This window comes from Lentzea atacamensis, from assembly GCF_003269295.1.
Lineage (GTDB): Bacteria > Actinomycetota > Actinomycetes > Mycobacteriales > Pseudonocardiaceae > Lentzea > Lentzea atacamensis.
The window spans coordinates 307,616-330,622 of record NZ_QLTT01000007.1 but is presented as its reverse complement, the minus strand read 5'-3'; the positions used below and the strand labels follow the sequence as shown (position 1 = coordinate 330,622).

Annotated in this window: 27 protein-coding genes; 9 read left to right on the top strand and 18 right to left on the bottom strand. The window is 68.0% G+C overall.

What is annotated here, in order from left to right; translation table 11 throughout:
* Positions 1 to 16: 16 nt before the first annotated feature.
* On the bottom strand, positions 17 to 1,462 hold the full coding sequence (gene hflX / locus C8D87_RS30445; RefSeq protein WP_109640488.1) for a GTPase HflX: 1,446 nt from the start codon (positions 1,460 to 1,462) through the stop codon (positions 17 to 19).
* 25 nt (positions 1,463 to 1,487) lie between these two features.
* Positions 1,488 to 1,988 (bottom strand): ArsR/SmtB family transcription factor, encoded by a 501-nt coding sequence (locus C8D87_RS30440; RefSeq protein ID WP_267899894.1) that lies wholly within the window; start codon positions 1,986 to 1,988, stop codon positions 1,488 to 1,490.
* 54 nt (positions 1,989 to 2,042) lie between these two features.
* Between C8D87_RS30440 and C8D87_RS30435 the strand changes: the two genes are divergently transcribed.
* Complete coding sequence (locus C8D87_RS30435) at positions 2,043 to 3,284, top strand: MFS transporter (RefSeq protein WP_112229249.1); 1,242 nt, start codon at positions 2,043 to 2,045, stop codon at positions 3,282 to 3,284.
* Positions 3,277 to 4,158 carry an SMP-30/gluconolactonase/LRE family protein gene (locus C8D87_RS30430; RefSeq protein WP_112229248.1) on the top strand — a complete coding sequence of 294 codons (882 nt, stop codon included), beginning with the start codon at positions 3,277 to 3,279 and terminating at the stop codon, positions 4,156 to 4,158. The genes C8D87_RS30435 and C8D87_RS30430 overlap by 8 nt, the downstream gene beginning before the upstream one ends.
* Positions 4,159 to 4,176: 18 nt before the next feature.
* Here the strand turns inward: C8D87_RS30430 and dapF are convergent, their stop codons facing one another.
* The 3 genes from dapF to C8D87_RS30415 are packed head-to-tail and all read right to left on the bottom strand — an operon-like array spanning position 4,177 to position 6,544.
* Positions 4,177 to 4,971, bottom strand: coding sequence for a diaminopimelate epimerase (gene dapF / locus C8D87_RS30425; RefSeq protein ID WP_109640492.1), 795 nt, complete (start codon positions 4,969 to 4,971; stop codon positions 4,177 to 4,179).
* Positions 4,959 to 5,867 carry a tRNA (adenosine(37)-N6)-dimethylallyltransferase MiaA gene (miaA, locus tag C8D87_RS30420; protein ID WP_215732530.1) on the bottom strand — a complete coding sequence of 303 codons (909 nt, stop codon included), beginning with the start codon at positions 5,865 to 5,867 and terminating at the stop codon, positions 4,959 to 4,961. The genes dapF and miaA overlap by 13 nt, the downstream gene beginning before the upstream one ends.
* Positions 5,864 to 6,544, bottom strand: a complete 681-nt coding sequence (locus tag C8D87_RS30415) for a class III extradiol dioxygenase subunit B-like domain-containing protein (RefSeq protein WP_112229247.1) — start codon at positions 6,542 to 6,544, stop codon at positions 5,864 to 5,866. Before C8D87_RS30415 ends, miaA begins: the two co-directional genes overlap by 4 nt.
* 170 nt (positions 6,545 to 6,714) lie before the next feature.
* Here C8D87_RS30415 and C8D87_RS30410 point away from each other — a divergent pair, with 170 nt between their 5' ends.
* Entirely contained in the window at positions 6,715 to 8,049 is a 1,335-nt protein-coding gene (locus tag C8D87_RS30410; protein ID WP_112229246.1) for a DUF349 domain-containing protein, read from the top strand.
* A gap of 45 nt (positions 8,050 to 8,094) precedes the next feature.
* Here the strand turns inward: C8D87_RS30410 and C8D87_RS30405 are convergent, their stop codons facing one another.
* Positions 8,095 to 8,562, bottom strand: a complete 468-nt coding sequence (locus C8D87_RS30405; protein WP_233442363.1) for an Rv2732c family membrane protein — start codon at positions 8,560 to 8,562, stop codon at positions 8,095 to 8,097.
* Positions 8,559 to 10,025: a tRNA (N6-isopentenyl adenosine(37)-C2)-methylthiotransferase MiaB gene (gene miaB, locus C8D87_RS30400; RefSeq protein ID WP_109640496.1), complete on the bottom strand. Its 1,467-nt coding sequence runs from the start codon at positions 10,023 to 10,025 to the stop codon at positions 8,559 to 8,561. Before miaB ends, C8D87_RS30405 begins: the two co-directional genes overlap by 4 nt.
* Positions 10,026 to 10,082: 57 nt before the next feature.
* Here miaB and C8D87_RS30395 point away from each other — a divergent pair, with 57 nt between their 5' ends.
* Positions 10,083 to 10,997 carry a TAXI family TRAP transporter solute-binding subunit gene (locus C8D87_RS30395; protein ID WP_233442362.1) on the top strand — a complete coding sequence of 305 codons (915 nt, stop codon included), beginning with the start codon at positions 10,083 to 10,085 and terminating at the stop codon, positions 10,995 to 10,997.
* 39 nt (positions 10,998 to 11,036) lie between these two features.
* Here C8D87_RS30395 and C8D87_RS30390 read toward each other — a convergent pair whose 3' ends face one another.
* Positions 11,037 to 12,422: a sensor histidine kinase gene (locus C8D87_RS30390; protein ID WP_109640498.1), complete on the bottom strand. Its 1,386-nt coding sequence runs from the start codon at positions 12,420 to 12,422 to the stop codon at positions 11,037 to 11,039.
* A gap of 31 nt (positions 12,423 to 12,453) precedes the next feature.
* On the bottom strand, positions 12,454 to 13,131 hold the full coding sequence (locus C8D87_RS30385) for a response regulator transcription factor (protein WP_112229243.1): 678 nt from the start codon (positions 13,129 to 13,131) through the stop codon (positions 12,454 to 12,456).
* A 159-nt stretch (positions 13,132 to 13,290) separates the two neighbouring features.
* On the opposite strand from C8D87_RS30385, the gene C8D87_RS30380 reads away from it, so the two are divergent.
* The 4 genes from C8D87_RS30380 to C8D87_RS30365 all read left to right on the top strand — a co-directional run bounded on the left by C8D87_RS30380 (position 13,291) and on the right by C8D87_RS30365 (position 16,564).
* Positions 13,291 to 14,019 (top strand): amino acid ABC transporter ATP-binding protein, encoded by a 729-nt coding sequence (locus C8D87_RS30380; RefSeq protein WP_211337648.1) that lies wholly within the window; start codon positions 13,291 to 13,293, stop codon positions 14,017 to 14,019.
* A gap of 38 nt (positions 14,020 to 14,057) precedes the next feature.
* Positions 14,058 to 14,951 carry a glutamate ABC transporter substrate-binding protein gene (locus C8D87_RS30375; RefSeq protein WP_112229242.1) on the top strand — a complete coding sequence of 298 codons (894 nt, stop codon included), beginning with the start codon at positions 14,058 to 14,060 and terminating at the stop codon, positions 14,949 to 14,951.
* 78 nt (positions 14,952 to 15,029) lie between these two features.
* Positions 15,030 to 15,677, top strand: a complete 648-nt coding sequence (locus C8D87_RS30370; RefSeq protein ID WP_112229241.1) for an amino acid ABC transporter permease — start codon at positions 15,030 to 15,032, stop codon at positions 15,675 to 15,677.
* A complete protein-coding gene (locus C8D87_RS30365) occupies positions 15,674 to 16,564 on the top strand; it encodes an amino acid ABC transporter permease (protein ID WP_112229240.1) in 891 nt (296 codons plus the stop codon). Before C8D87_RS30370 ends, C8D87_RS30365 begins: the two co-directional genes overlap by 4 nt.
* Before the next feature lie 49 nt (positions 16,565 to 16,613).
* On the opposite strand, the gene C8D87_RS30360 is transcribed toward C8D87_RS30365, so the two are convergent.
* From C8D87_RS30360 to C8D87_RS30350, 3 genes are all read right to left on the bottom strand, one after another.
* Entirely contained in the window at positions 16,614 to 16,877 is a 264-nt protein-coding gene (locus C8D87_RS30360; RefSeq protein WP_112229239.1) for a hypothetical protein, read from the bottom strand.
* Positions 16,862 to 17,041 carry a hypothetical protein gene (locus C8D87_RS30355; RefSeq protein ID WP_112229238.1) on the bottom strand — a complete coding sequence of 60 codons (180 nt, stop codon included), beginning with the start codon at positions 17,039 to 17,041 and terminating at the stop codon, positions 16,862 to 16,864. Before C8D87_RS30355 ends, C8D87_RS30360 begins: the two co-directional genes overlap by 16 nt.
* Positions 17,042 to 17,132: 91 nt before the next feature.
* The gene (locus tag C8D87_RS30350; RefSeq protein WP_112229237.1) at positions 17,133 to 17,414 is read right to left on the bottom strand and encodes a hypothetical protein; all 282 of its coding nucleotides are present in this window, start codon (positions 17,412 to 17,414) and stop codon (positions 17,133 to 17,135) included.
* A gap of 135 nt (positions 17,415 to 17,549) precedes the next feature.
* On the opposite strand from C8D87_RS30350, the gene C8D87_RS30345 reads away from it, so the two are divergent.
* Complete coding sequence (locus C8D87_RS30345) at positions 17,550 to 18,188, top strand: response regulator (protein ID WP_170166636.1); 639 nt, start codon at positions 17,550 to 17,552, stop codon at positions 18,186 to 18,188.
* Here C8D87_RS30345 and C8D87_RS30340 read toward each other — a convergent pair whose 3' ends face one another.
* From C8D87_RS30340 to C8D87_RS30315, 6 genes are all read right to left on the bottom strand, one after another.
* Positions 18,189 to 18,566 (bottom strand): hypothetical protein, encoded by a 378-nt coding sequence (locus tag C8D87_RS30340; protein WP_146771910.1) that lies wholly within the window; start codon positions 18,564 to 18,566, stop codon positions 18,189 to 18,191. It abuts the gene before it with no gap.
* Positions 18,567 to 18,583: 17 nt separating this feature from the next.
* Entirely contained in the window at positions 18,584 to 19,000 is a 417-nt protein-coding gene (locus C8D87_RS30335) for a hypothetical protein (protein WP_112229234.1), read from the bottom strand.
* Positions 19,001 to 19,177: 177 nt separating this feature from the next.
* Positions 19,178 to 19,927, bottom strand: coding sequence for a succinate dehydrogenase/fumarate reductase iron-sulfur subunit (locus C8D87_RS30330; RefSeq protein WP_109640509.1), 750 nt, complete (start codon positions 19,925 to 19,927; stop codon positions 19,178 to 19,180).
* Positions 19,924 to 21,792, bottom strand: a complete 1,869-nt coding sequence (locus C8D87_RS30325) for a fumarate reductase/succinate dehydrogenase flavoprotein subunit (protein ID WP_109640653.1) — start codon at positions 21,790 to 21,792, stop codon at positions 19,924 to 19,926. Before C8D87_RS30325 ends, C8D87_RS30330 begins: the two co-directional genes overlap by 4 nt.
* A 9-nt stretch (positions 21,793 to 21,801) precedes the next feature.
* On the bottom strand, positions 21,802 to 22,566 hold the full coding sequence (locus tag C8D87_RS30320; RefSeq protein WP_109640510.1) for a hypothetical protein: 765 nt from the start codon (positions 22,564 to 22,566) through the stop codon (positions 21,802 to 21,804).
* A gap of 84 nt (positions 22,567 to 22,650) precedes the next feature.
* On the bottom strand, positions 22,651 to 22,941 hold the full coding sequence (locus tag C8D87_RS30315; RefSeq protein WP_109640511.1) for a hypothetical protein: 291 nt from the start codon (positions 22,939 to 22,941) through the stop codon (positions 22,651 to 22,653).
* Positions 22,942 to 23,007: the final 66 nt, after the last annotated feature.

Below are 23,007 nucleotides of genomic sequence, written 5' to 3'. Positions count from 1 at the left end.
ACCGGTGGAGGCGGGATCAAGCAGGCGTTCCGTTCGTCGCGAACTCCTCGAGGAGGCCGGCGAGGTCCGGGCGCACGCGGGCGCTGAGCAGCGTGCCCGACTCCGTGTGCTTCTCGGACAGCACCTCGCCGTCGCGGTGCACGCGGGCGACGACCTCGCCGCGCGCGTACGGCACGAGCGCCTCGACCACAACCTCCGGGCGTGGCATGAGCTCGGCGATGCGGACCCGCAGTTCCTCGATGCCGAGGCCCTTGTGCGCCGACACGAACGACGCGTCCGGGAACAGGTGCCGCAGCCTCGCGAGGCCCAGGTCGCCCACCGCGTCGATCTTGTTCACGACGAGCAGCTCGCGCGGCATCGGCGTGTCGTTCTTCGCGTTGATCTCGGCGAGGACCTCGCGCACGGCGCTGACCTGCTTCTCCGGCATGCCGTCGGAGCCGTCGACCACGTGCACGAGCAGGTCGGCCTGGCCGACCTCCTCCAGCGTCGAGCGGAACGCCTCGACGAGCTGGTGCGGCAGATGCCGGACGAAGCCGACGGTGTCCGTCAGCGTGTACGGCAGGCCTTCCGGCGTCAGCGCGCGGCGGGTCGTCGGGTCGAGGGTGGCGAACAGCGCGTCCTCCACCAGGACTCCGGCGTCCGTCAGCGCGTTGAGCAGTGACGACTTGCCCGCGTTCGTGTAACCCGCGATGGCGACGCTCGGGATCTCGTTCGCCGTGCGGCGGCTCCGCTTGGTCTCGCGGATGACGCCGATCGCGGCGATCTCGCGGCGCAGCTTGGCGATGCGCGCACGGATCCTGCGACGGTCGGTTTCGATCTTGGTTTCACCGGGACCGCGCAGACCCACACCGCCGTTGCCGCCGCCGGCACGACCACCGGCCTGCCGCGACAACGTCTCACCCCAGCCGCGCAGACGCGGCATCAGGTACTGCAGCTGGGCCAACTCGACTTGGGCCTTGCCCTCCTTGGACCGCGCGTGCTGCGCGAAGATGTCCAGGATGAGCGCGGTCCGGTCGATGACCTTGACCTTCAGCTTCTCCTCCAGCTGACGCAGCTGGCCGGGTGAGAGCTCACCGTCGCAGATCACCGTGTCCGCGCCGGTCGCCTGCACCACGTCGCGCAGCTCGGCCACCTTGCCGGAGCCGATGTACGTCGCGGGATCTGGCTTGTCACGCCTTTGCACGACGCCCTCGAGCACCTCGGAACCAGCGGTTTCGGCGAGGCGGGCGAGTTCGGCGAGGGAGGCGTCGGAGTCCGCTGCCGTGCCCTCGGTCCACACCCCGACGAGCACGACCCGCTCCAGGCGAAGCTGCCGGTACTCGACCTCGGTGATGTCCTCGAGCTCGGTGGACAATCCGGCGACACGGCGCAGTGCGGCGCGTTCGGCGAGTTCGTAGTCACCTGTCGAGAAGTCGTCTTCCCACTCGGTGTCGAACTCTGTGCTCTGGATGTTTTCCGTCATTTGCCCTTCATCGTCCCACGGACCTTCAGTCCCCCGGATACACCGCGAGGTAGATCGCCACACGGGGAACTTCCGGTCTGACCGGTTGCGCGGCCAGCTCATCCAACAACGAAGCGAGCCGCTGTTTTAGTTCCTCCGGGTCGACGGTGACGACCAGGCGGCTCTGATCCACGTTCTCGAGCCCGATGTCGGCAACCTCGCCGAGAAAAGCGTGCAGCATCGCTTCGCCGACGGCGACCATATTTTCGCTGTTGTCGAGCTGCCACGACAGGCCTGTCGACCGATAGGGGATCTCCTTGGCGCCCCGGTTGCCCGCGCGTGGCGGCATCGCTTCGAGGAATCCGGCGGCGACGAGCTTGCGCACGTGGTGCAGCGTCGTGGCGGGGTCCTTGCCGAGCCGCTGCGCCAGCTCCTTGTTGGTGAGCGGGCGGTCGAACGTCATGCGGATCATCCGAAGCCGCAGGTCAGAGCTGAGAGCCGCGGCCTCTTCCTTCGTCGCGGGTCGTCGCTTCCGGGAAAGTGGCACGCGTTCAGTCTAAGTGATTGACCGCTTCCAATCACTCAGCGCAGACTCGTCGGCATGGCGCTTTGGGGGCACCCCGACTTCCGCAGGCTCTGGATGGGCGACACGATCAGCCAGTTCGGCGCGAGTGTCGGCATGACGGTGGTCCCGCTGCTCGCGGCGGGTGTGCTGAACGCGACACCGTTCGAGATGGGCCTGCTGGCCGCGGCGAGCCAGATGGCGTTCCTGGTGATCGGCCTGCCCGCGGGCGTGTGGGTCGACCGGATGCGCCGCAAACCGTTGATGATCGCGATGGACGTCGCCCGCGCCGCGCTGATGCTGAGCGTTCCGGTCGCGTGGTGGCTGGGGCTGCTCGGCCTGCCGCAACTGGTCGTGGTGAGCCTCGCGGTGGGCGTGTGCACGGTGTTCTTCGACGTCGCCTACCAGTCGTACCTGCCGTCGCTTGTCGGGCGCGGTCAGCTCGTCGAGGGCAACTCGAAGCTGCAGGCCAGCCTGTCGGTGGCGGAGGTGTCCGGACCGGCGATCGGTGGTTACGCGGCGCAGTTCCTCGGCGCGGCCAACGGTGTGCTCGCGACCGGACTCGGCTACCTGAGCTCGGCGTTCTTCCTGGTCCGGATCAAGACCGTGGAGCCGGCGCCGGAACGCCACCCCGACCCGCAGTTGCGTCGCGAGGTCATGGAGGGACTGCGGTTCGTCTTCCGCAACGCCACCTTGCGCAAGATCGTGGCGTGCACCGGCACGTCGAACTTCTTCCACGGCATCCAGGCCGCCGTGATGGTGCTGTTCCTGCTGCAGACCGTGAAGCTGAGCGAGGGAACGGCGGGCCTGGTGCTCAGCGCGGGCGGCGTCGGCGGTGTGCTCGGCGCGGCCTTCGCGTACAAGATCGGCCTGCTCGTCGGGCAGGCTCGGATGATCTGGCTCATTCCACTGCTGACCTGGCCTTTCACCCTGGCGCTGCCGTTCATCTCGGACGGCTGGGGGCTGGTTCTCCCGATGGTCGGCCTCGCGGTGAACGTGTTCGGGATCGTCGTCTACAACGTCGGCCAGGTGAGCTATCGGCAGGCGATCTGCCCCGACCACCTGCTCGGCCGGATGAACGCCTCGATCCGCTGGGTGGTGTGGGGCTCGACGCCGCTGGGCGCACTCCTGGGCGGCGGGCTCGGCTCGTGGATCGGGATCGTGCCGACGCTGTGGATCTCTCTCATCGGCGCCGTCGCCGGGGCGGCGTGGGTGTTGTTCTCACCGTTGCGGACGATGCGTGACCTGCCGGCCGAAGCTAGCGTCGAGGCCCATGGCTGACACCACGGTGCTGCGGGACGGTCTTCACTTCGGAGAGGGGCCGCGACGCGGCCCCGACGGTCGCCTCTACTACTCCGACTTCTATGCGGGCGAGGTGCACGCGCTCGACCTCGCGACCGGTGACGACGAGGTCGTCGTCGCCTTCGACGGTCAACCGTCCGGACTCGGCTGGCTGCCCGACGGACGCATGCTCGTCGTGTCCATGCTCGACCGCACCGTGCGCCGCCTCGAGGGCGATGACCTGGTCCTGCACGCCGATATATCGGATATCGCGACCTTCCACACCAACGACATGCTCGTCGACGGCGAGGGCCGCGCGTACGTCGGCAACTTCGGCTTCGACCTGCACGGCCTGATCGACGAGGTCGGCATCCCGCGACTGCTCGAACCGGACTTCGACCCGCAGGGCGCCGCGCTCGCACTCGTCCAGCCCGACGGCTCCGTCAGCGTCGTCGCCGAGGACCTCAAGTTCCCCAACGGCATGGCCCTGCTGCCCGACCCGACGGGCGAGTCGGAGAGCGGCAACATATTGGTCGTCGCCGAGACCGTTGCATTCCAACTGACTTCGTTTTCGGTCGACCGCAACGGATCGTTGCAAAACCGCAGGGTGTGGGCCGAGGTGAAGGAGTTCGGCATCGCGCCGGACGGGATCGCGGGCGACGGCGACGGGGTGTGGGTGGCGCCGGCGTTGCAGGCGGCGGCGTTCCGGGTGACCGAGGGCGGCAAGATCACGCACCGGGTCGAGACGACGCAGACGTGCTTCGCCGTCGCGGTCGTCGGCGACAAGCTCGTGTGCCTGACGGCGCCGGACTCGCATCCGAACGTGGTCAAGCCCGAGCGGCACGGGAAGATCGAGGTCTGCGAACTCAGCTGATATATCGGATGCGATATATCAGGCCAGGGCGTCCCACCAGGACTTGTCGAGTTCACCGCGCGCGACGAGCACGGCGGGTCCGGTGAGCGTCGACGTCGTCGGCTCGATCGTCACGAACACCTGGCCGCCGAGGACGTCGACGGTGGCGGAGCCGGTCGTCTGGCCCTGGCCGGCGAGCCACGACGCGACGGATGCGACGGTGCCGGTGCCGCAGGAACGGGTCTCGCCGACGCCACGCTCGTAGACGCGCATGCGCAGGGCGTCCTGGCCGATCACGTTGACCAGCTCGACGTTGACGCCGTGCGGGAACATCACCGGATCGAAGCCGGGAGGCACGGTGAGGTCGAAGCCTTCGACCGGGGTCTCGGTGACGCACGCCAGGTGCGGGTTGCCGACGTCGACCGCGAAGCCGCCGATGCCCTGGCCGTCGACAGCGGCGATGGACGTGCCGGTGACCCGCGCGGGCCCCATGTCGTTCGTGACGGAGCCGTCCGGGTGGGTGATGACGGTCTTGTCCCCCGCCCGCGTGCCCACCACGAACTCGCCCTGCGGCTGGTGGCCCGCGTCGACGAGGTAGCGGGCGAAGACGCGCAGGCCGTTGCCGCACATCTCGGCGATGGAGCCGTCGGCGTTGCGGTAGTCCATGAACCACTTGCCCTCGGAGCGCACGACGCGCAGCACGCCGTCCGCACCCAGGCCGCGCTGCCGGTCGCACAGCGCCTGGACGCGCGCCACCGTCAGGTCCAGCTGGTCATCGAGGTCGGGCAGGATGACGAAGTCGTTCTCCGTGCCGTGCCCCTTCACGAACTCCACGGGACCAGGTTACCGGCGGCTTCGACGAGATCCGGCCTGGCACCGTCCAACCAGGTGATGCGCTGGTCACGCCGGAACCACGAACGCTGCCTGCGCACGAACCGGCGGGTGGCGCGTTTCGTCTCCTCCGCGGCGAAGTCGATCGTGCACGCTCCGTCCATTGCGGACAGCACCTGCTGGTAGCCCAGCGCCCGCGAGGCGGTCTTGCCGTCGCGCAGGCCGAGCTTCACCAGCGCGCGCACCTCGTCCTCCAGACCAGCCGCGAACATCATGTCCACGCGCAGATCGACGCGCGTGTCCAGTTCGGACACCTCGCGGTCGACACCGATCTGGACGGTGCCGTAGCGCGCGGGACCGGGCTTGGGGAGGTTCGCGGAGAACGGTTGCCCCGTCAGCTCGATGACCTCCAGGGCACGCACGATGCGACGGCCGTTCGAAGGCAGGATGGCGATCGCCGCGGCCGGGTCGAGCTCCTGCAGGCGCCGGTGCAACGCCTCCGGGCCGACAGCGCTGAGCTCCGCCTCGTAACGCTCGCGCACGGCGTCATCGGTACCGGGAAACTTCAGGTCGTCGAGCACGGCCTGCACGTACAGGCCGGATCCTCCGACGAGGATCGGCGGGCGACCGGAAGCGAGCAGGCGTTCGACGACGGCCCGCGTCTCGCGCTGGTAGGCCGCGACGGACGCGGTCTCGGTGACGTCGAGGACGTCGAGCATGTGGTGCGGGATGCCGCGGCGTTCGGCGAACGTCATCTTGGCGGTGCCGATGTCCATGCCGCGGTAGAGCTGCATGGCGTCCGCGTTGACGACCTCTCCCCCGAACCGTTCCGCGAGCGCGACGGCCAGGTCGGACTTGCCGGTCGCGGTGGGTCCGACAACAGCGATGGGCGTGATCACGGGCGCTCCCAGACTGCGACGTGGTAGCCCACGCCGAACGGTGCGAAGAACTCGGCGCTCGCGCAGCGCCACGGACCGGGCACGCCGGCGAGGACCTGCCACGCCGCGCGGCCCTGCGCACCCAGCTCGCGGGCGAGTTCGGGGTCGAGGTCGAGCAGGCCGTCCACATCGGCGGCGGCCAGCAGATCGTGCACGTGCGAGTCGAAAGGTCCCGAACGCTCGTCGTTGGAACCTGGCGAACGCAAGCCGTGTCTTGTGGAACCGTCACCGAGAATCAGCAGGCCGGCGTCCTCGGAAGCGAGTTGTTGTCCAAACGAGACACATTCGGAAGGCGGCATGTCCGGGGGCACGAGTTCGATGCGTGACACCTCGGCTGCGCAGTGTTCGCGAAGCCACGCGGTGATTAGCACAGGCAACGGAATTCGCGGGTCCGGACGCAGGTCACCGCCGAGTGACACCACCACATCGACCCCATAACCGAGAAAAGTTCCCGACAGCGGGGGCACGATCGTCGCGGGGCCGCTGTCGCCGACCGCGACAGCAACCCACGGACCTGGCAGTTTCCCTGCTGCGGCAAGGGTTGCGGCCCGCACGGGCTCGGTTTCCGCGGTGGCTCCCGCGACCAGTTCTGGCACCAGAAGCGGCGGGTGCGGCACCACCGCGGCACGGGTGATCACGACGAATGAGGCTACCTATCGTGGACTCCCAGTACCGAGTCGAGCTCTGACCTGTTTGAATGCGCGCGGGGAACTGGGGACGGGAGACCCTCCAGCGCCCGTATTGCATCGGCCCCGCCAGTGGCGGGGCGCCCGTGGCAGGCACGGGCGTCAGATGGGAGGAACCGGCGATGTCGGAGCAGGACAGCACACCGGAGGCCGTGGCGGAGACCGCCCCAGCCGAGGGTGGAGTCGAGGAAACGCCGAAGGAGACCGCGCAGGCGACGCCTCCGGCCGTCCCCGTGGCGTCGGACCACCCTGACCGCTGGGGGCGCGTGGACGCCGACGGCACCGTGTACGTGAAGACCGCGGACGGCGAACGCGCCGTCGGGTCGTGGCAGGCCGGCGAGCCGGTCGAGGGCCTCGCGCACTTCGCGCGGCGGTTCGACGACCTGCGCACCGAGGTCGAGCTGCTCGTGACGCGGCTCCAGTCGGGTGCCGGTGACCCGAAGCACGCACTGACCAGCGCGAAGCACGTCAAGGAGCAGCTCGCGGAAGCCGCCGTGGTCGGCGACCTCGCGGCGCTCGCCAGGCGAGTCGACTTCGTGCTGGAGCAGGCCGAGGCGGGCATGGAGAAGGCGAAGGAGGCCAAGGAGGCCGCCCGAGCCCAGTCCGTCGCGCGCAAGCAGGCGCTCGTCGACGAGGCCGAGTCGATCGCGAACGAGTCGACCCAGTGGAAGGTCGCGGGCGACCGGCTGCGCGCGATCCTCGACGAGTGGAAGACCATCCGCGGCGTCGACCGCAAGACCGACGAGCAGCTGTGGCGCCGGTTCTCGAAGGCGCGCGACGCGTTCAACCGCCGTCGTGGCTCGCACTTCGCCGACCTCGACCGCCAGCGCTCGGTGGCGAAGGCCTCCAAGCAGGCGCTCGTCGAGGAGGCCGAGAAGCTCGTCGACTCCGACGACTGGGGCCCCACGGCCGGTCGCTACAAGGAGCTGATGGTCGAGTGGAAGGCCGCCGGGCGTGCGCCCAAGGAGGCCGACGACGCGCTGTGGCAGCGGTTCCGCGCCGCGCAGGACGCGTTCTTCCAGAAGCGTTCCGAGGCCTTCAGCGAACGTGACGCCGAGTTCGCGGCGAACGCGAAGCTGAAGGAGGAGCTGCTCGCCGAGGCCGAGACGATCGACCCGTCGTCCGACCTCGAGTCGGCGCGTCAGCAGCTCTACAAGATCCAGGAGCGCTGGGACGCGATCGGCAAGGTGCCGCGCGAGCGCATCCGCGAGCTCGAGGGCAAGCTGCGGGCGATCGAGGAGAGGGTCCGCGGCGCGGTCGACGCGCAGTGGCGCCGATCCGACCCCGAGGCCGAGGCGCGCGTGGCGCAGTTCCGCGAGCGCGTGGAGCAGTTCGAGGCGCAGGCCGCGAAGGCCCGTGCCGCGGGCGACAAGCGCCGCACGGAGCAGGCCGAGGCCCAGGCCGCGCAGTGGCGCGAGTGGCTCGCCGCCGCCGAGCAGGCGCTGGCGACCCGCTAGTTCCGATGAACGAAGGCCCCCTCCGAGGAGGGGGCCTTCGTCATGTCAGAGTTGCGGCGGACGCGAGGCCGCGATCCTGACCCACTTCACCAGCAGGACGATCACCGCGATCACGGCGATGATCAGACCGATGCCAGGGCCCGGCCCGATCGTCTTGTTGCTCGTGGTCGTCTGCTGCGTCCAGATCGACAGCACACCGGTGACCGAGCCCGCGAACAGTCCCAGTGAGCACACCCACGCCAGGCCCCAGCGGCGGACCGCGAGCGTGACGCCGGAGCCGAGCACGCCGATGCCGAGCGCGAAGAACGAGAACAGCCGCGGCACGAAGCCCGCCGACTCACCGAGCAGCACGTTCAGGCCCGTGTCGTCGCCGACCCACGGCAGGATCAGCGACACCAGCAACGCCAGCACCGCGATCGAGATCGTGAGCGCGCCGGTGCCGGGATCGATGCGCCGGGCCGCCTGCTGTTCCACCGCGTCGATCTCCTTGCGCAGAAATTCTTCGTCGCTCACTGGGCAGCGCACCCCGACACGGCGGGCAGCGGCGCCGGAGCGCCGAACGACGGCAGACCGAGGCCGACGCCCGCGGTCTTGGGCTTGATGCCCGCCTCGGAGCGGTCACCCGCCTTGGTGCGGCGCCACGTCAGCGGTTCGCCGTCCGCGACGAGGTAGTGCGGGGCGGCGTACGTGACGACGGTCTCCACGACGTCGCCAGGACGCGGGGCCGTGGCACCGGGCGTGAAGTGCACGAGGCGTCCGTCGCGCGCGCGGCCGCTCATGCGATGCGTCTCGGCGTCGCGCTTGCCCTCGCCGGTCGCGACGAGGACCTCGACGGTGCGGCCGACCTGCTCGATGTTCAACGAGTGCGTCATCTCGTTCTGCAGCGCTACGAGACGGTCGAAGCGTTCCTGCACGACGGCCTTCGGCAGCTGGTCGGGCAGCTCGGCGGCCGGGGTCCCGGGACGCTTGGAGTACTGGAACGTGAACGCCGAGGAGAACCGCGCCTGGCGCACCACGTCGAGCGTGCCCTGGAAGTCCTCTTCGGTCTCGCCGGGGAAGCCCACGATGATGTCCGTCGTGATCGCGGCGTCCGGCATCGCGGCGCGGACCTTGTCGATGATGCCGAGGTACTTCTCGGTGCGGTACGAGCGGCGCATCGCCTTGAGCATGCGGTCCGAACCTGACTGCAACGGCATGTGCAGCTGATGGCACACGCTCGGTGTCTCGGCCATGGCGGCGATGACGTCGTCGGTGAAGTCCTTGGGGTGCGGCGAGGTGAAGCGCACGCGCTCAAGGCCCTCGATGCCACCGCAGGCGCGCAGCAGCTTGCCGAACGCGAACCTGTCGCCGAACTCGACGCCGTAGGAGTTGACGTTCTGACCCAGCAACGTCACCTCCAGCACGCCCTCCGCGACGAGTGCCTCGACCTCGGCGAGCACGTCGCCGGGGCGGCGGTCCTTCTCCTTGCCGCGCAGGGACGGCACGATGCAGAACGTGCAGGTGTTGTTGCAGCCCACCGAGATCGACACCCAGCCCGAGTAGGCGGAGTCGCGGGTGGCTGGCAGCGACGAGGGGAACGTCTCCAGCGCCTCGAGGATCTCGACCTGCGCCTCCTCGTTGTGGCGCGCGCGTTCGAGCAGCACCGGCAACGAGCCGATGTTGTGCGTGCCGAACACGACGTCGACCCACGGGGCGCGGCGGACGATCTCGCTGCGGTCCTTCTGCGCGAGGCAGCCGCCGACGGCGATCTGCATGCCGGGCTTCGCTGCCTTCTGCGGCGCGAGGTGGCCGAGGGTGCCGTAGAGCTTGTTGTCGGCGTTCTCGCGGACCGCACAGGTGTTGAAGACGACGACGTCGGCCTGCTCGTCCTCGGCGGCCCGCGCGTAGCCAGCGTCCTCCAGTAGACCGGCGAGCCGCTCGGAGTCGTGCACGTTCATCTGACAACCGAACGTGCGGATCTGGTAACTGCGGGTCACTGCAACCAACCTTTCGTCGGGTGCAAGCGTAGAACGCCCGCGTGGCACGATGCGCAGGTGCTGGGACGAGTGCATGTCGCCGTGAGCCTGCTGACCGCCGCAACGGTCCTGACGGGCTGTGGCAGCACGGTGGAGAACATCAAGATCACGATGGCCACCGGCAGCGAGGGCGGCGTCTACTACCGGCTCGGCAACGGCCTCGCGGACATCTGGAGCGGGCGTCTCGGCATCGCGCGACCCCAGGTCGTGGCCACGGTCGGGTCCAAGGACAACGTCACCCGGCTGGTCAACAACCAGGCCCAGGTCGGCTTCTCGCAGGCGGACGCGCTCGAGGAGGTCGAGGGCGCCTCCCGGTTGCGCGCGCTGGCCCGCATGCACGACGACTACCTGCAGGTCATCGTTCGCGCCGACCTGCCGGTGACGAAGCTCAGCGAGCTGTCCGGGCTCCGCGTGTCGATCGGCGCGGAGGAGTCGGGCGTCGAGATCATCGCGAGCCGCCTGCTGAAGTCCAGGAACGTCACGCCGCAGACGCAGAACCTCGGTCTCGAGGAATCAGCCAAGTGGATGCGCGAGGGCAAGCTCGACGCGTTCTTCTGGTCCGGCGGGTTGCCGACGACGCGCATCACGCAGCTGACCAAAGAGCTCGGGGTCCGGATGCTCGACCTCAAGGACGAGCTGCCGTCATTCCGCGAGCAATATCCCGTGTACGGGTCCGCGACGCTGCCGGCTTCCACGTACAACCTGCAGTCCGGGCCGGTCATCACGCTCGTCGTGCGCAACTTCCTGCTCGTCACCGACTCCATGCCGGACGACGTCGCCGAGGCGCTGGTGCGGCAGCTGTTCGAGGGACAGCCGGAACTGGTGAAGGCGCACTCGGCGGCCCGCACGATCGAGCAGCGGTCGGCGATCGAGACGTCGCCGGTTCCGCTGCACAACGGCGCCATGCGCTACTACCGCGAGTCCAAAGTGTGATATCCAATATATCGGATATCCCGTATTGGATATCGCACATCACGCGACGGGCAGCTCGATGATCACCTTCAGGCCGCCGTCCTCCGGCGACTCGAGGCGGACGCTGCCGCCGACCCGCTCGACGACGAGACGCACGATCGAAAGCCCGAGACCGGAGCCCGCCACGTTCTGGTGAGCGGGACTGCGCCAGAACCGGTCGGTCGCGCGTTCGAGCTCGTCGGCCTGCAGACCGGGGCCGTGGTCCGCGACGGACAGCCGGACGACGTCGCCGTCCTTGCGCACGTCGACCACGATCAGCGTCCCCTCCGGGGTGAACTTCAACGCGTTGTCGAGAAGCGCGTCGAGCACCGTTTCCACGCCACGCGGCGGCGCGAGAGCCATGCCGACGCGCTCACCGTCGAGCACGAGGTGGACTTCCTTGGCCGTCGCGGCCGCCTGCCACGCCGACAGACGCGCGGCCACCGACTTGTCGACGTCGACCGGCACCGGATCGACCGAACTGGACTCGGCGCGCGCCATGGCGAGCAGCTCGTCCAGGATCCGGTTCAGCCGGTCGGCCTCGCTCAACGCCTCCACCTGGTGCACCTCGGCCTCGGCGTCGACGTGACCCTCCAGGTTGGACAGCCGGAGTTTCAGCGCGGTCAACGGGTTGCGCAGCTGGTGTGAGGCGTCGGCGACGAATGCCCGTTGCGAGGCAAGCACATCGCTCACGTTCGCGGCCATCTGGTCGAACGACCGCGAGAGCTGGCGCAGTTCCGGTGGCCCGCTCTCCGCCCCCACCGGCGGCACCGGCCGGCCCGAAACCACGGCGGCGAGCAACTTTCCGGTCGCGTCGTCCAGCGCCTGCACCGGGCGCAACGTCCACCGCACCACCGGCAGCGCCAGCAGCACCGCGAGCGCCAGCACCAGCAGGCTCGCCGCGAGCAGCAACGCCCACCAGGCCAGCACCTCGAACCGGGTCTTCGACGTCGGCGAGAACGTGATCACCGCGCCCCGCACCTCGCCGTCGACCAGCACCGGTTCGGCGAGCACCAGCTTGGTGTCGCTCCACGGCATGAACAGCGGCGGCGCGACCGGCAGACGTCCGGCCAAGGCCTTGCTCACGAGGTCCTGGACGGCGCTGTCCCCGAGCGCGAGGTCGTTGCGGGACGCGACGACCGGCACCGTCGGCGCGTCCCGGGCCACCACGGCCACGCCGATGTCGTAGAGCTCGCTGTACCGCTCCAGCTCAGGCCGCAGCAGGTGCGGCTTGTCGTCGATCAACGGCCGTTGCGCCAGCGAGGCGAACCGGCTCGTGTCGGTGAGGCGGTCGAGGAACATCTCCTGCTGTTCCGCGGCCGCCACCCCGCGCCCGAGCGGCAGGCCCAGTCCGACGAGCACCAGGACGATCAGGGCGAGCACCACGCCCAGCAGCCGGGACCTCACGAGCCGTCACCCAACCCGATCAGGTGAAGATTCACGACACCTGTCCCAGCCGGTAACCGACTCCGCGCACGGTCTCCAGCAACGCCGGACGGCCGAGCTTGGTACGCAGCGTGGCGACGTGGACGTCGAGCGTGCGGTTCGCGCCGGACCACGTCCTCCCCCACACCTCGGCGAGGATCCGCTCCCGCGTGCACACCGCGCCACCCGCCGCCATCACGAGCGCGAGCACCTGGAACTCCTTGCGCGAAAGGGCGACGGGTTCACCCGCCACGGTGACCTCGTGGCGCCCCAGGTCGACCCGCACGTCTCCGGTCTCGAACACCTCCGTCGACACCGCTCCCACCCCGACGGGATCGGCGCCCCGGCGGCGGCGCACCGCGTGCACGCGTGCCACCAGTTCGCCCACGTCATAGGGCTTGACCAGGTAATCGTCCGCCCCGGCGTGCAGGCCGAGGATCCGGTCGTCGATCTCCCCTCGCGCCGACACCACGATGATGGCGACGTCCGAGGCCGCCCTGATCGCACGGCACAGCGTCACGCCGTCCATGTCGGGCAGGCCGAGGTCGAGCAGCACCACGTCGACGCCGGTGAGGCGGTCGAGCGTGCCGCGGCCAGTGGCCTGCCGGTCCACCTGGAAACCCCGTCTGGTCAGGGCTGGGACCAAGGCCTCTGCGACCCTGTCGTCGTCCTCGACGAGCAGCACGCGCACTTTCGCTACCTCCCGGGCAACCGATGTCTGCCTGTGACAGAGTTGAGACCCTAAGTCTTGCTCAATGTCCTGGACTGGTGTGGTGGCGGACACCTAGGTTTCCGCCAACGCCGACGACCCCAAATGGAGGACTGGATGACTGCCGCCTCTACCCCGCCGATGATTCGTATGGCGGGTGTGGACAAGTTCTTCGGCCCGTTGCACGTGCTCAGGAACGTGCAGCTGGAGGTGCCGAAGGGGCAGGTCGTGGTCGTGCTGGGGCCGTCGGGTTCCGGTAAGTCGACCCTGTGCCGGACCATCAACCGACTCGAGCCGATTGATTCCGGCGTCATCGAGGTCGACGGGCAGCCTCTTCCCGCCGAAGGAAAGGAACTGGCACGCCTGCGCGCCGATGTCGGCATGGTGTTCCAGTCCTTCAACCTTTTCGCGCACAAAACCATCATCGAGAACGTGATGCTCGCTCCGGTGAAGGTGCGCAAGACTCCGGCGAGCGAGGCCCGCAAGACCGCGATGGAGTTGCTGGAGCGGGTCGGGATCGCCAACCAGGCGGAGAAGTTCCCGGCTCAGCTCTCGGGTGGACAGCAGCAGCGTGCGGCGATCGCCCGCGCGCTCGCGATGAAGCCCAAGGTGATGCTGTTCGACGAGCCGACCTCCGCCCTCGACCCCGAGATGGTCCAGGAAGTCCTGGACGTCATGACGGGCCTGGCCAAGGACGGCATGACGATGCTGGTCGTCACGCACGAGATGGGCTTCGCCCGCAAGGCCGCGGACCGGGTGATCTTCATGTCCGACGGCGAGGTCGTCGAGGACTCCACCCCGGAAGAGTTCTTCTCGGCCCCGAAGTCCAACCGCGCGAAGGACTTCCTTGGCAAGATCCTGACTCACTAGAAGTCAGCCCACTTTCGAACGAAGGCAGGAGAAGGACGATGAGGGTTCGCACCCTTGCGGCGGTGCTGCTGGCGGGTGGTCTCGCCCTGACCGCGTGTGGCAAGGAAGGCACCGGCACCGACACGGGAGCACCCGCCGGTGTCTTCGACGTGGCCAAGGACGTCAAGGTCGAGGGTTCGCCGACGTTCGAGAAGATCAAGGCTCGCGGTTCGCTGGTCGTCGGTGTCAAGGAGGACCAGCCGGGTCTGGGCTACAAGGACCCGACGACGAACAAGTACACGGGCTTCGACATCGACATGGCGAAGCTGATCGCGGCGCAGCTGGGCTTCGCCGAGGACAAGATCCAGTTCAAGACGATCCAGTCCGCGGCTCGCGAGCAGGCGATCATCAACGGTGACGTCGACTACTACGTCGGCACGTACTCCATCACCGCCGCCCGCAAGGAGAAGGTGTCCTTCGCCGGCCCGTACTACATCGCGGGCCAGGACCTGCTGGTGAAGAAGGACAACACCGACATCAAGGGTCCGGACACGATCAAGAGCAAGAAGGTCTGCTCCGTGACGGGCTCGACGCCGGCGAAGCTCCTGCGCGACAAGAAGCTCGTCGAGCCCGACGCCAACGTGGTCGAGCTGCAGAGCTACTCGCTGTGCGTGACGAAGCTGCTCGACGGTGAGGTCGACGCGGTCAGCACCGACGACGCGATCCTCAAGGGCTACGCGGCCGCCGAGCCGGACAAGCTGAAGGTCGTCGGCCAGACGTTCTCCACGGAGAAGTACGGCATCGGTCTCCCGAAGGACGACAAGGCCCTGCGCGACAAGGTCAACGAGATCCTCGAGAAGTCGCTGTCCGACGGCAAGTGGGACGAGATCTACAAGAACACGCTGGGCAAGTCGGGTTCGGAAGGCAAGCACCCGACCCTCGAGAAGTACTGACGTTCCTTTGTGGCCGGTGGACTCGCGCGGCGGGTCCACCGGCCGTTCCATTGACGACGGACGACGGCAAGGAATTCGATGGGCGTCCTCACCCGCAATATCGACCTGTTCGTGCACCACTTCGCGAACACACTGAAGCTGTTCGCGGTCTCCGGGATCGCGTCGCTGCTGCTGGGCATCTTCCTCGCGATGCTGCGCGTCAGCCCGGTTCCCGTGTTCCGCGGGGCCGGCACGCTGTACGTGACGGTCGTGCGCAACACGCCGCTCACCCTGGTGTTCGTGTTCTTCGTGTTCGCGTACCCCTACCTGGAGATCATCAAGTTCGAGTTCTTCACCGCCGCGGTCGTGGCGCTGTCGCTCTACACGTCGGCGTTCGTCTGCGAGGTCGTCCGTTCCGGCATCAACACGGTGCCGGTCGGCCAGGCCGAGGCGTCACGGGCGCTGGGCCTGACGTTCACCCAGATGCTCGGCAGCATCGTGCTGCCGCAGGCGCTGCGGTCCGTCGTCCCGCCCATGGTGAGCACGTTCATCGCGTTGCTGAAGAACACCACCGTCGCGGCGGGCTTCTCGGTCCGGGAAGCGGGCGCCATCCGCGACGCGCTGTCCGAGCTCGGTGAGGACACCCTGACCGGCATGCTGTGGGTCGCCGCCATCTTCGTCCTGCTGGTCATGCCGCTGACGTACCTGCAGCGGGTTCTCGAGAAGCGCTGGAGCGTGGCCCGATGAGCACCGTTCTGTTCGACGTTCCCGGTCCCCGGGCCAGGACCCGGTACCGCGCGTACGCGGTCGTCGGCAGCGTCGCGATCGCAGCGCTCGTCGGCTACGTGGTGTGGCGCTTCTTCGACACCGGCCAGTTCGAGGGCCGCAAGTGGAGCTGGTTCGAGTACAAGCAGATCCAGCTCTCCCTGATCGACGCGCTCGGCCGCACGCTCAGCGCGTTCGCGGTCGGCGCGGTGCTGGCACTGTTGTTCGGCGCGGTGTTCGCGGCGGCCCGGTTGTCGGACCACAAGTGGGTCAGCGCACCCGCGGCGGTGATCGTGGAGCTGTTCCGCGCGATCCCGCTCGTCATCATGATGTTCTTCTTCTACTACGGCCTGCCGTCGACGGGCATCAAGCTCTCCGCGTTCACCGCGGTCGTGCTCAGCCTGATGCTGTACAACGGCTCGGTGCTCGCCGAGGTGTTCCGCGCGGGCATCAACTCGCTGCCCAAGGGCCAGAGCGAGGCCGCGTACGCGCTGGGCATGCGCAAGACGCAGGTGATGGTGCTCGTGCTGCTGCCGCAGGCGTTGCGGGCGATGCTGCCGACCATCATCAGCCAGCTCGTCGTGCTGCTGAAGGACACCGCGCTCGGCTTCCTCATCACCTTCGAGGAGCTGCTGTACTGGGGCCGCCAGATCGGTGGTCAGCTGCAGTTCGGCCGCCCGCTCATCCCGACGATGATCGTGGTCGCGGCCATCTACATCGGACTGTGCCTGCTCCTCACGTGGTTCGCGAACTACCTGGAGAAGCGCAACCGCCGCAACAAGAAGGTCATCAAGCTGGACGAGGACAAGGCCAAGATGGTCCAGCTCGGCGAAGCGTCCGGCGTGTCCGGCACGATGGGCGCCGTCTGATCCGTCCGTCAGCGGAACGGGGCATGTCCACTTCGGACATGCCCCGTTCCTATTGCCAGACCACGGACTCGCAGTTCGACGTCACGTAGTCGGCGGCCTGCGCACCGTCTCCCGCCTTGTCCGGTCCTGGCCCCGACTTCTCCGCGAGCACGTCGAGGTCCGGCTTGCGGCCGTCCGGCCACGTGAAGGCGGAAGAGCTGTCCCGCACGGCTTTCGCGTACTGCCGCTGATCCACGAGCTGTGGTTGTGGCGGAGGTGACGCGCACCCGGACACCAGACCCACCGCGAGTGCCGCGGTCAGGTACCGCTCCACCACAGCGTTCCTCCGACGGTCCCCTCGGTGTACGGGCTGTTCGAGGCGAGGCAGAACTTGGTGCCCGCCTTGAAGTTCGTGCCCACGTGCTTGCGGGTCTCCTCCATGCGCACGAACGCGCCACGCGTGGTGCGGTCACCGCACTTGTACCAGGCGAGCTGCATGACGCCACCGAGCGCGACCCTGGCGTCGATGTTCGACCCGGCGACGGTGATCGTGTGGGCCGTGGTGAACCAAGTGATCTGAAGTTCTCCTTCAGGAGTAGACGTTCCAGTCGACGACGCCGCACCAGGCGTCCCCCGAAGCACCGACGACCCCCAGGCAGAACGTGGTGCCCGCGCGGAAGTTCGAGCCGATGCGGCGACGCGAACGATCACCCGCCGGAAACAGCACGGGGCTGCCGGACACCCGCTGGTCACCATCGCGGTACCACCGGATCTCCAGGTCGGCAGGACTCGACGTGATTCGCAAGTAGACGTCCGAGCCGTCGGCGGTGATCGTGCGGACGGCGAGCAGGTCGGCCGATGCGGTTCGCATGCGCCGCAACGTATCGGCGAAGCGGAACCGGGTCGTCTCACGAACAGTGGATCTCCCGTCAACTTTCGCGGTACGCTTCCGGTTGGGGGGATCTACCGCGGTGACGTCACATGGATGAGGGGCATTGTGACGCGCGTGCTTGTGGTTGACGATCAGCCGTTGTTCAGAGCGGGCCTGGTCGCGTTGCTGAACGCCACACCGGAGTTGACCGTCGTCGGCGAGGCCGCGGACGGTGAGACCGCCGTGCGGCTGGCCCAGTCGTCCGCGCCGGACGTGATCCTTCTGGACATCCGTCTGCCGAGGCTGAGCGCGCTCAAGCGCGTCGCGACGTCCGCGCGGGTGCTGGTGCTGACGACCTTCGACCTGGACGAGTACGTCCACGAGGCGTTGCGCCTGGGCGCGGCGGGGTTCGTGCTGAAGGAGTCGGAGCCCGCCCGGCTGCTGGCCGCGATCAGCGCGGTGGCGTCCGGCGAGATGCAGTTCAGCCCGACCGTCATGCGCCGGCTCGTCGCGGCCTATCTGCGCGGTGACGTGCCGGTCGCGCCGTGGGCCCCGGTCGGTCTCGACGATCTCACCGACCGCGAACGCGAGGTTCTCCGGCTGGTCGGCACCGGCCTGACCAATGCCTCGATCGCGAGCAAGCTGACCGTCACCGAGGGCACGGTGAAGACGCACCTCAACCGCGTGATGACCAAGCTGCGGCTGACCAGCCGGGCCCAGGCCGTGGTGATGGCCTACGAGTCCGGGCTGGTCACGCCGCAGCTGGCCGGGTGACTACCAGCGCATGCCGAGGTGGGCGAAGTCCGGGGTCTGCTTGTCGACGGTCAACGAGACGCCGCCCGCGTGGACGTTCTCGCACACCCACGAACCGGCGGGGTCGTCCGCCCAGATCTCGCGTTTGCAGCCGGTCGGCCCGTGGCTGGCCCACACGTCCCACGTCGTCCGGTAGTTGCCGAACGGCCAGCTTCGGACGATGTCCACGTCGACGGAGAGCCTACCGCCCGGGAAGTTCAACGTCGCGATCTGGCACTCGCTCTGCGTCGGAACAGGCCCGCACGTCCCGTTCGTGCTCTCCTGCATCGCCGCGGCGGCGCCGGTCGGCAGCAAGGCGGCCGCGATCGCGACGGACAGCATCAATTCACGAATCTTCATGTTTCCCCCAGGAAATGTCAGAACTCGGCACAAACCGGTTCGCTGCCGCGGGTGAACGTGGATCCGGTCTGCATCCAGAACTCCGCGCACCACAACGAACCGTCGAACGCCTTTTGGTTCACGTCGACGCGATACGACTCCTGATACGTCCAGTACTTGGTCGTGCTGTCACCGATGTGCCCGTTCGGGCCGTACATCCGGAAGAACCCGGTCTGGGTCGGCAGGCCTGACACGGGCGCGAGCTGCGCCACCATCCGGAGCACCCCGCAGTTGTCGCCGCTCGTCGGGACGATGAACACGTTCATCGTCCCGTTTCCCTCCGAACCTGGAGGGGCGCACCACGACGCGGCGGCCGGCGTCTCAGCCGACGCGGCGGGCGGAACAACCAGGCAGGCCATCAATGCCGCCACACCGGCGACGAACAGCTTTCGCATTCCGCTCCCCCATTTTCGTACCGGACCGCTCAATGCGATCCGCCGTCAGTACAGCACCGGCCAACGGCATCGGTGCGCCGAAAACGGGGAGGAAGCCACGAACGTGCCAAATGAGGGAAAACACCACGCCGTCGCGTGGGCCGGTTGTACGATCCCCGGCCCACGCGACGATGGTTGCTACGAACGCCTGAACAGCTTGTTGCCGAGCCAGACGATCGGGTCGTACTTGCGGTCGGCCACGCGCTCCTTCATGGGGATGAGCGCGTTGTCGGTGATGTGGATGTGCTCGGGGCACACCTCGCTGCAGCACTTGGTGATGTTGCAGTACCCGAGCCCGTGGTCGTCCTGCGCCTGGTCGACGCGGTCGGCCGTGTCGAGCGGATGCATCTCCAGCTCGGCGACCCGCATGAGGAAACGCGGCCCCGAGAACACTTCCTTGTTCTCCTCGTGGTCACGCACCACGTGGCAGGTGTTCTGGCACAGGAAGCACTCGATGCACTTGCGGAACTCCTGCGAGCGCTCGACGTCGACCTGCTGCATCCGGTACTCGCCGGGGGCCAGGTCCTTCGGCGGCGCGAACGACGGGACCTCCCGCGCCTTGGTGTAGTTGAAGGACACGTCGGTGACGAGGTCGCGGATGATCGGGAACGTCCGCATCGGCGTGACGGTGATCGTCTCCGACTCGTCGAAGACCGACATCCGCGTCATGCACAGCAGGCGTGGGCGGCCGTTGATCTCCGCGGAGCACGACCCGCACTTGCCCGCCTTGCAGTTCCACCGCACCGCGAGGTCCGGTGCCTGCGTCGCCTGCAGCCGGTGGATGATGTCGAGCACCACCTCACCCTCGTTGACCTCGACGGTGAAGTCCTCCAGCGCGCCGCCGGAGTCGTCACCGCGCCACACCCGGAACTTCCCCTGGTAGCTCATGACAACTCCTCGGCGGTGAGGTACTTCTCCAGCTCGGTGCGTTCGAACAGGTCCAGCAGGTCGCTGCGGATCGGGATCTGCGGCTTCTCCTCCACGACGGCCCCGTCACCGGAAGCCCTGCAGACCAGCAGCTTCCGCCGCCACTCGGCGTCCATCGACGGGTGGTCGTCGCGGGTGTGGCCACCGCGGGACTCCGTGCGCAGCAGCGCCGCCTTCGCCACGCATTCCGACACGAGCAACATGTTCCTCAGGTCGAGCGCGAGATGCCAGCCCGGGTTGAACTGCTGGTGTCCCTCGACCGTCAGCGACTGGGCCCGTTCCTTGAGCTTCTCCAGCCGCTGCAACGCCTCTTCCATCTCACCGGCGCGGCGGATGATGCCGACGAGGTCGTTCATCGACTGCTGCAGCTCCATGTGCAGCGTGTACGGGTTCTCGCCGCCCTCCTGCTGGAACGGCTTGAGCGCCGTCGCCCGCGCTTCGGTGATGGTTTCCTCGGCCACGACAGGGCGTTCGTCCATCGCCCGCACGTACTCCGCGGCTCCCGCACCGGCACGCCGGCCGAACACGAGCAGGTCCGACAACGAGTTGCCGCCCAGCCGGTTCGAGCCGTGCATGCCACCGGACACCTCACCGGCGGCGTAAAGGCCCGGCACGGAAGAGGATCCGGTGTCCGGGTCGACCTCGACGCCACCCATCACGTAGTGGCAGGTCGGTCCGACCTCCATCGGCTGCGCGGTGATGTCGACGTCCGCCAGCTCCTTGAACTGGTGGTGCATCGACGGCAGCCTGCGCCGGATCTCCTCGGCGGGCAGACGTGTTGACACGTCGAGGAAAACGCCGCCGTGCGGTGACCCGCGGCCGGCCTTCACCTCGGAGTTGATGGCCCGCGCGACCTCGTCCCGCGGCAGCAGCTCCGGTGGGCGCCGGTTGTTGGCCTGGTCGGTGTACCAGCGGTCGGCTTCCTCCTCGTTGTCGGCGTACTTGTCCTTGAACACCTCGGGGATGTAGTCGAACATGAACCGCTTGCCGTCGGAGTTGCGCAGCACGCCACCGTCACCGCGGACGGACTCGGTGACGAGGATGCCCTTCACGGACGGCGGCCAGACCATCCCGGTGGGGTGGAACTGGATGAACTCCATGTTGATCAGCGAGGCGCCAGCGCGCAGTGCCAGCGCGTGGCCGTCGCCGGTGTACTCCCACGAGTTCGAGGTGACCTTGAACGACTTGCCGATGCCGCCGGTCGCGAGGATCACCGCCGGTGCCTCGAACAGCACGAACCTGCCGGACTCGCGCCAGTAGCCGAACGCGCCGGCGATGCGGTCGCCGTCCTTGACGAGGTCGGTGACGGTGAACTCCTGGAACACCCGCAGGCGTTCCTCGTAGTCGCCGAACTCCTTGTAGTCCTCCTGTTGCAGCGAAACGATCTTCTGCTGCAGCGTGCGGATCAGTTCGAGACCGGTGCGGTCACCGACGTGGGCGAGGCGCGGGTACTCGTGGCCACCGAAGTTGCGCTGCGAGATGCGGCCGTCCTTGGTGCGGTCGAACAGCGCGCCGTACGTCTCCAGTTCCCAGACCCGTTGCGGTGCCTCCTGCGCGTGCAGCTCGGCCATCCGCCAGTTGTTGAGGAACTTGCCGCCGCGCATGGTGTCGCGGAAGTGCACCTGCCAGTTGTCCGACGAGTTCACGTTGCCCATGGCGGCGGCGATGCCACCCTCCGCCATCACCGTGTGGGCCTTGCCGAACAACGACTTGCAGAGAACCGCGGTGCGCATGCCGTGCTCACGGGCCTCGATCGCGGCACGCAGACCGGCACCACCCGCGCCGATCACGAGGACGTCGAACGAATGCCTTTCCAGCTCGGGCAAAACCACTCCTTAGTTGATGAAGCGGAGGTCGGAGATCGTTCCCGAGGCGACCAGCGCGACGTAGAGGTCGGTGAGGCAGACGAAGATCAGCGAAGCCCACGCGAGCAGCATGTGCCGGTTGTTCAGCTTCGAGATCTGGGTCCACATCCAGTACCGGACCGGGTGCTTGGAGAAGTGCTTGAGCCGCCCGCCCGCGATGTGGCGGCACGAGTGGCACGACAGCGTGTACGCGCCCAGCAGAGCCACGTTGACGAGCAGGATGATGTTGCCCAGGCCGACGCCGGTGCCGAACGCGAGGACCGCGTCGTAGATGTTGATCAGCAGCAGGATCGAGGCCGCGTAGAAGAAGTAGCGGTGCAGGTTCTGCGCGATCAGCGGGAACCGGGTCTCGCCGGTGTACTTGCTGTGCGGCTCGGCCACGGCGCACGCGGGCGGCGACGCCCAGGCCGCCCGGTAGTAGGCCTTGCGGTAGTAGTAGCAGGTGATCCGGAACCCCAGCAGGAACGGGATGATGATCACCGGCGGGGTCAGGAAGCCCGGTAGCGCCGGGAACCACTGACCGAAGTGCGAGGCCGCGGGGACGCACTCCTCGGTGAGGCACGGCGAGTACATCGGTGTGAGGTAGTGGTACTGGTCGACCCAGTAGTAGTCCCCCTGGAACGTGCGGAACGCCGCGTAGATCGAGATGAGCAGCAGGCCGACGAAGGTCGTCAGCGGCGGCAACCACCATCGGTCCGTGCGCAGAGTCCTGGCGGCGATCTCTGCCCTCGCCATTACTCACCTTTCTGGGGGTCCACGTCGTTGTGGAGGAACGCATACGGCCCCCGCGTCAGGCGGGGGCCGTGTGATCAGCTCGGCTCAGGTCCGGTTGCGGTAGCCACCGAGTCCTTCGTCGTCTGCGTCCTTCCACAACGACTCGTCGTAGGGCGTGTCGGGCACGACCACGACCTCGCGTTCCACTTGAGGCGCTTCCCGCTGCCTCGGGGTGCTGAGGTCGACGAGTTCGGTGGCGTCGATGTCCATGCGTTCAACGTCGTTGGCAAGGCGTTGGACAGCCGCCACGTCGCCGTACCTGGCGCGCAAGGAGCTGACGCAGTGCCGCATCTGACCGATGACCCGGCGCAGTTCGACGATCTCCGTGGACGTCATGGGACACCTCCGTTCCAAGGTCGTGCCCCGCACTCTGCCCAATCTCAAGCCATGTGACAAGCACCA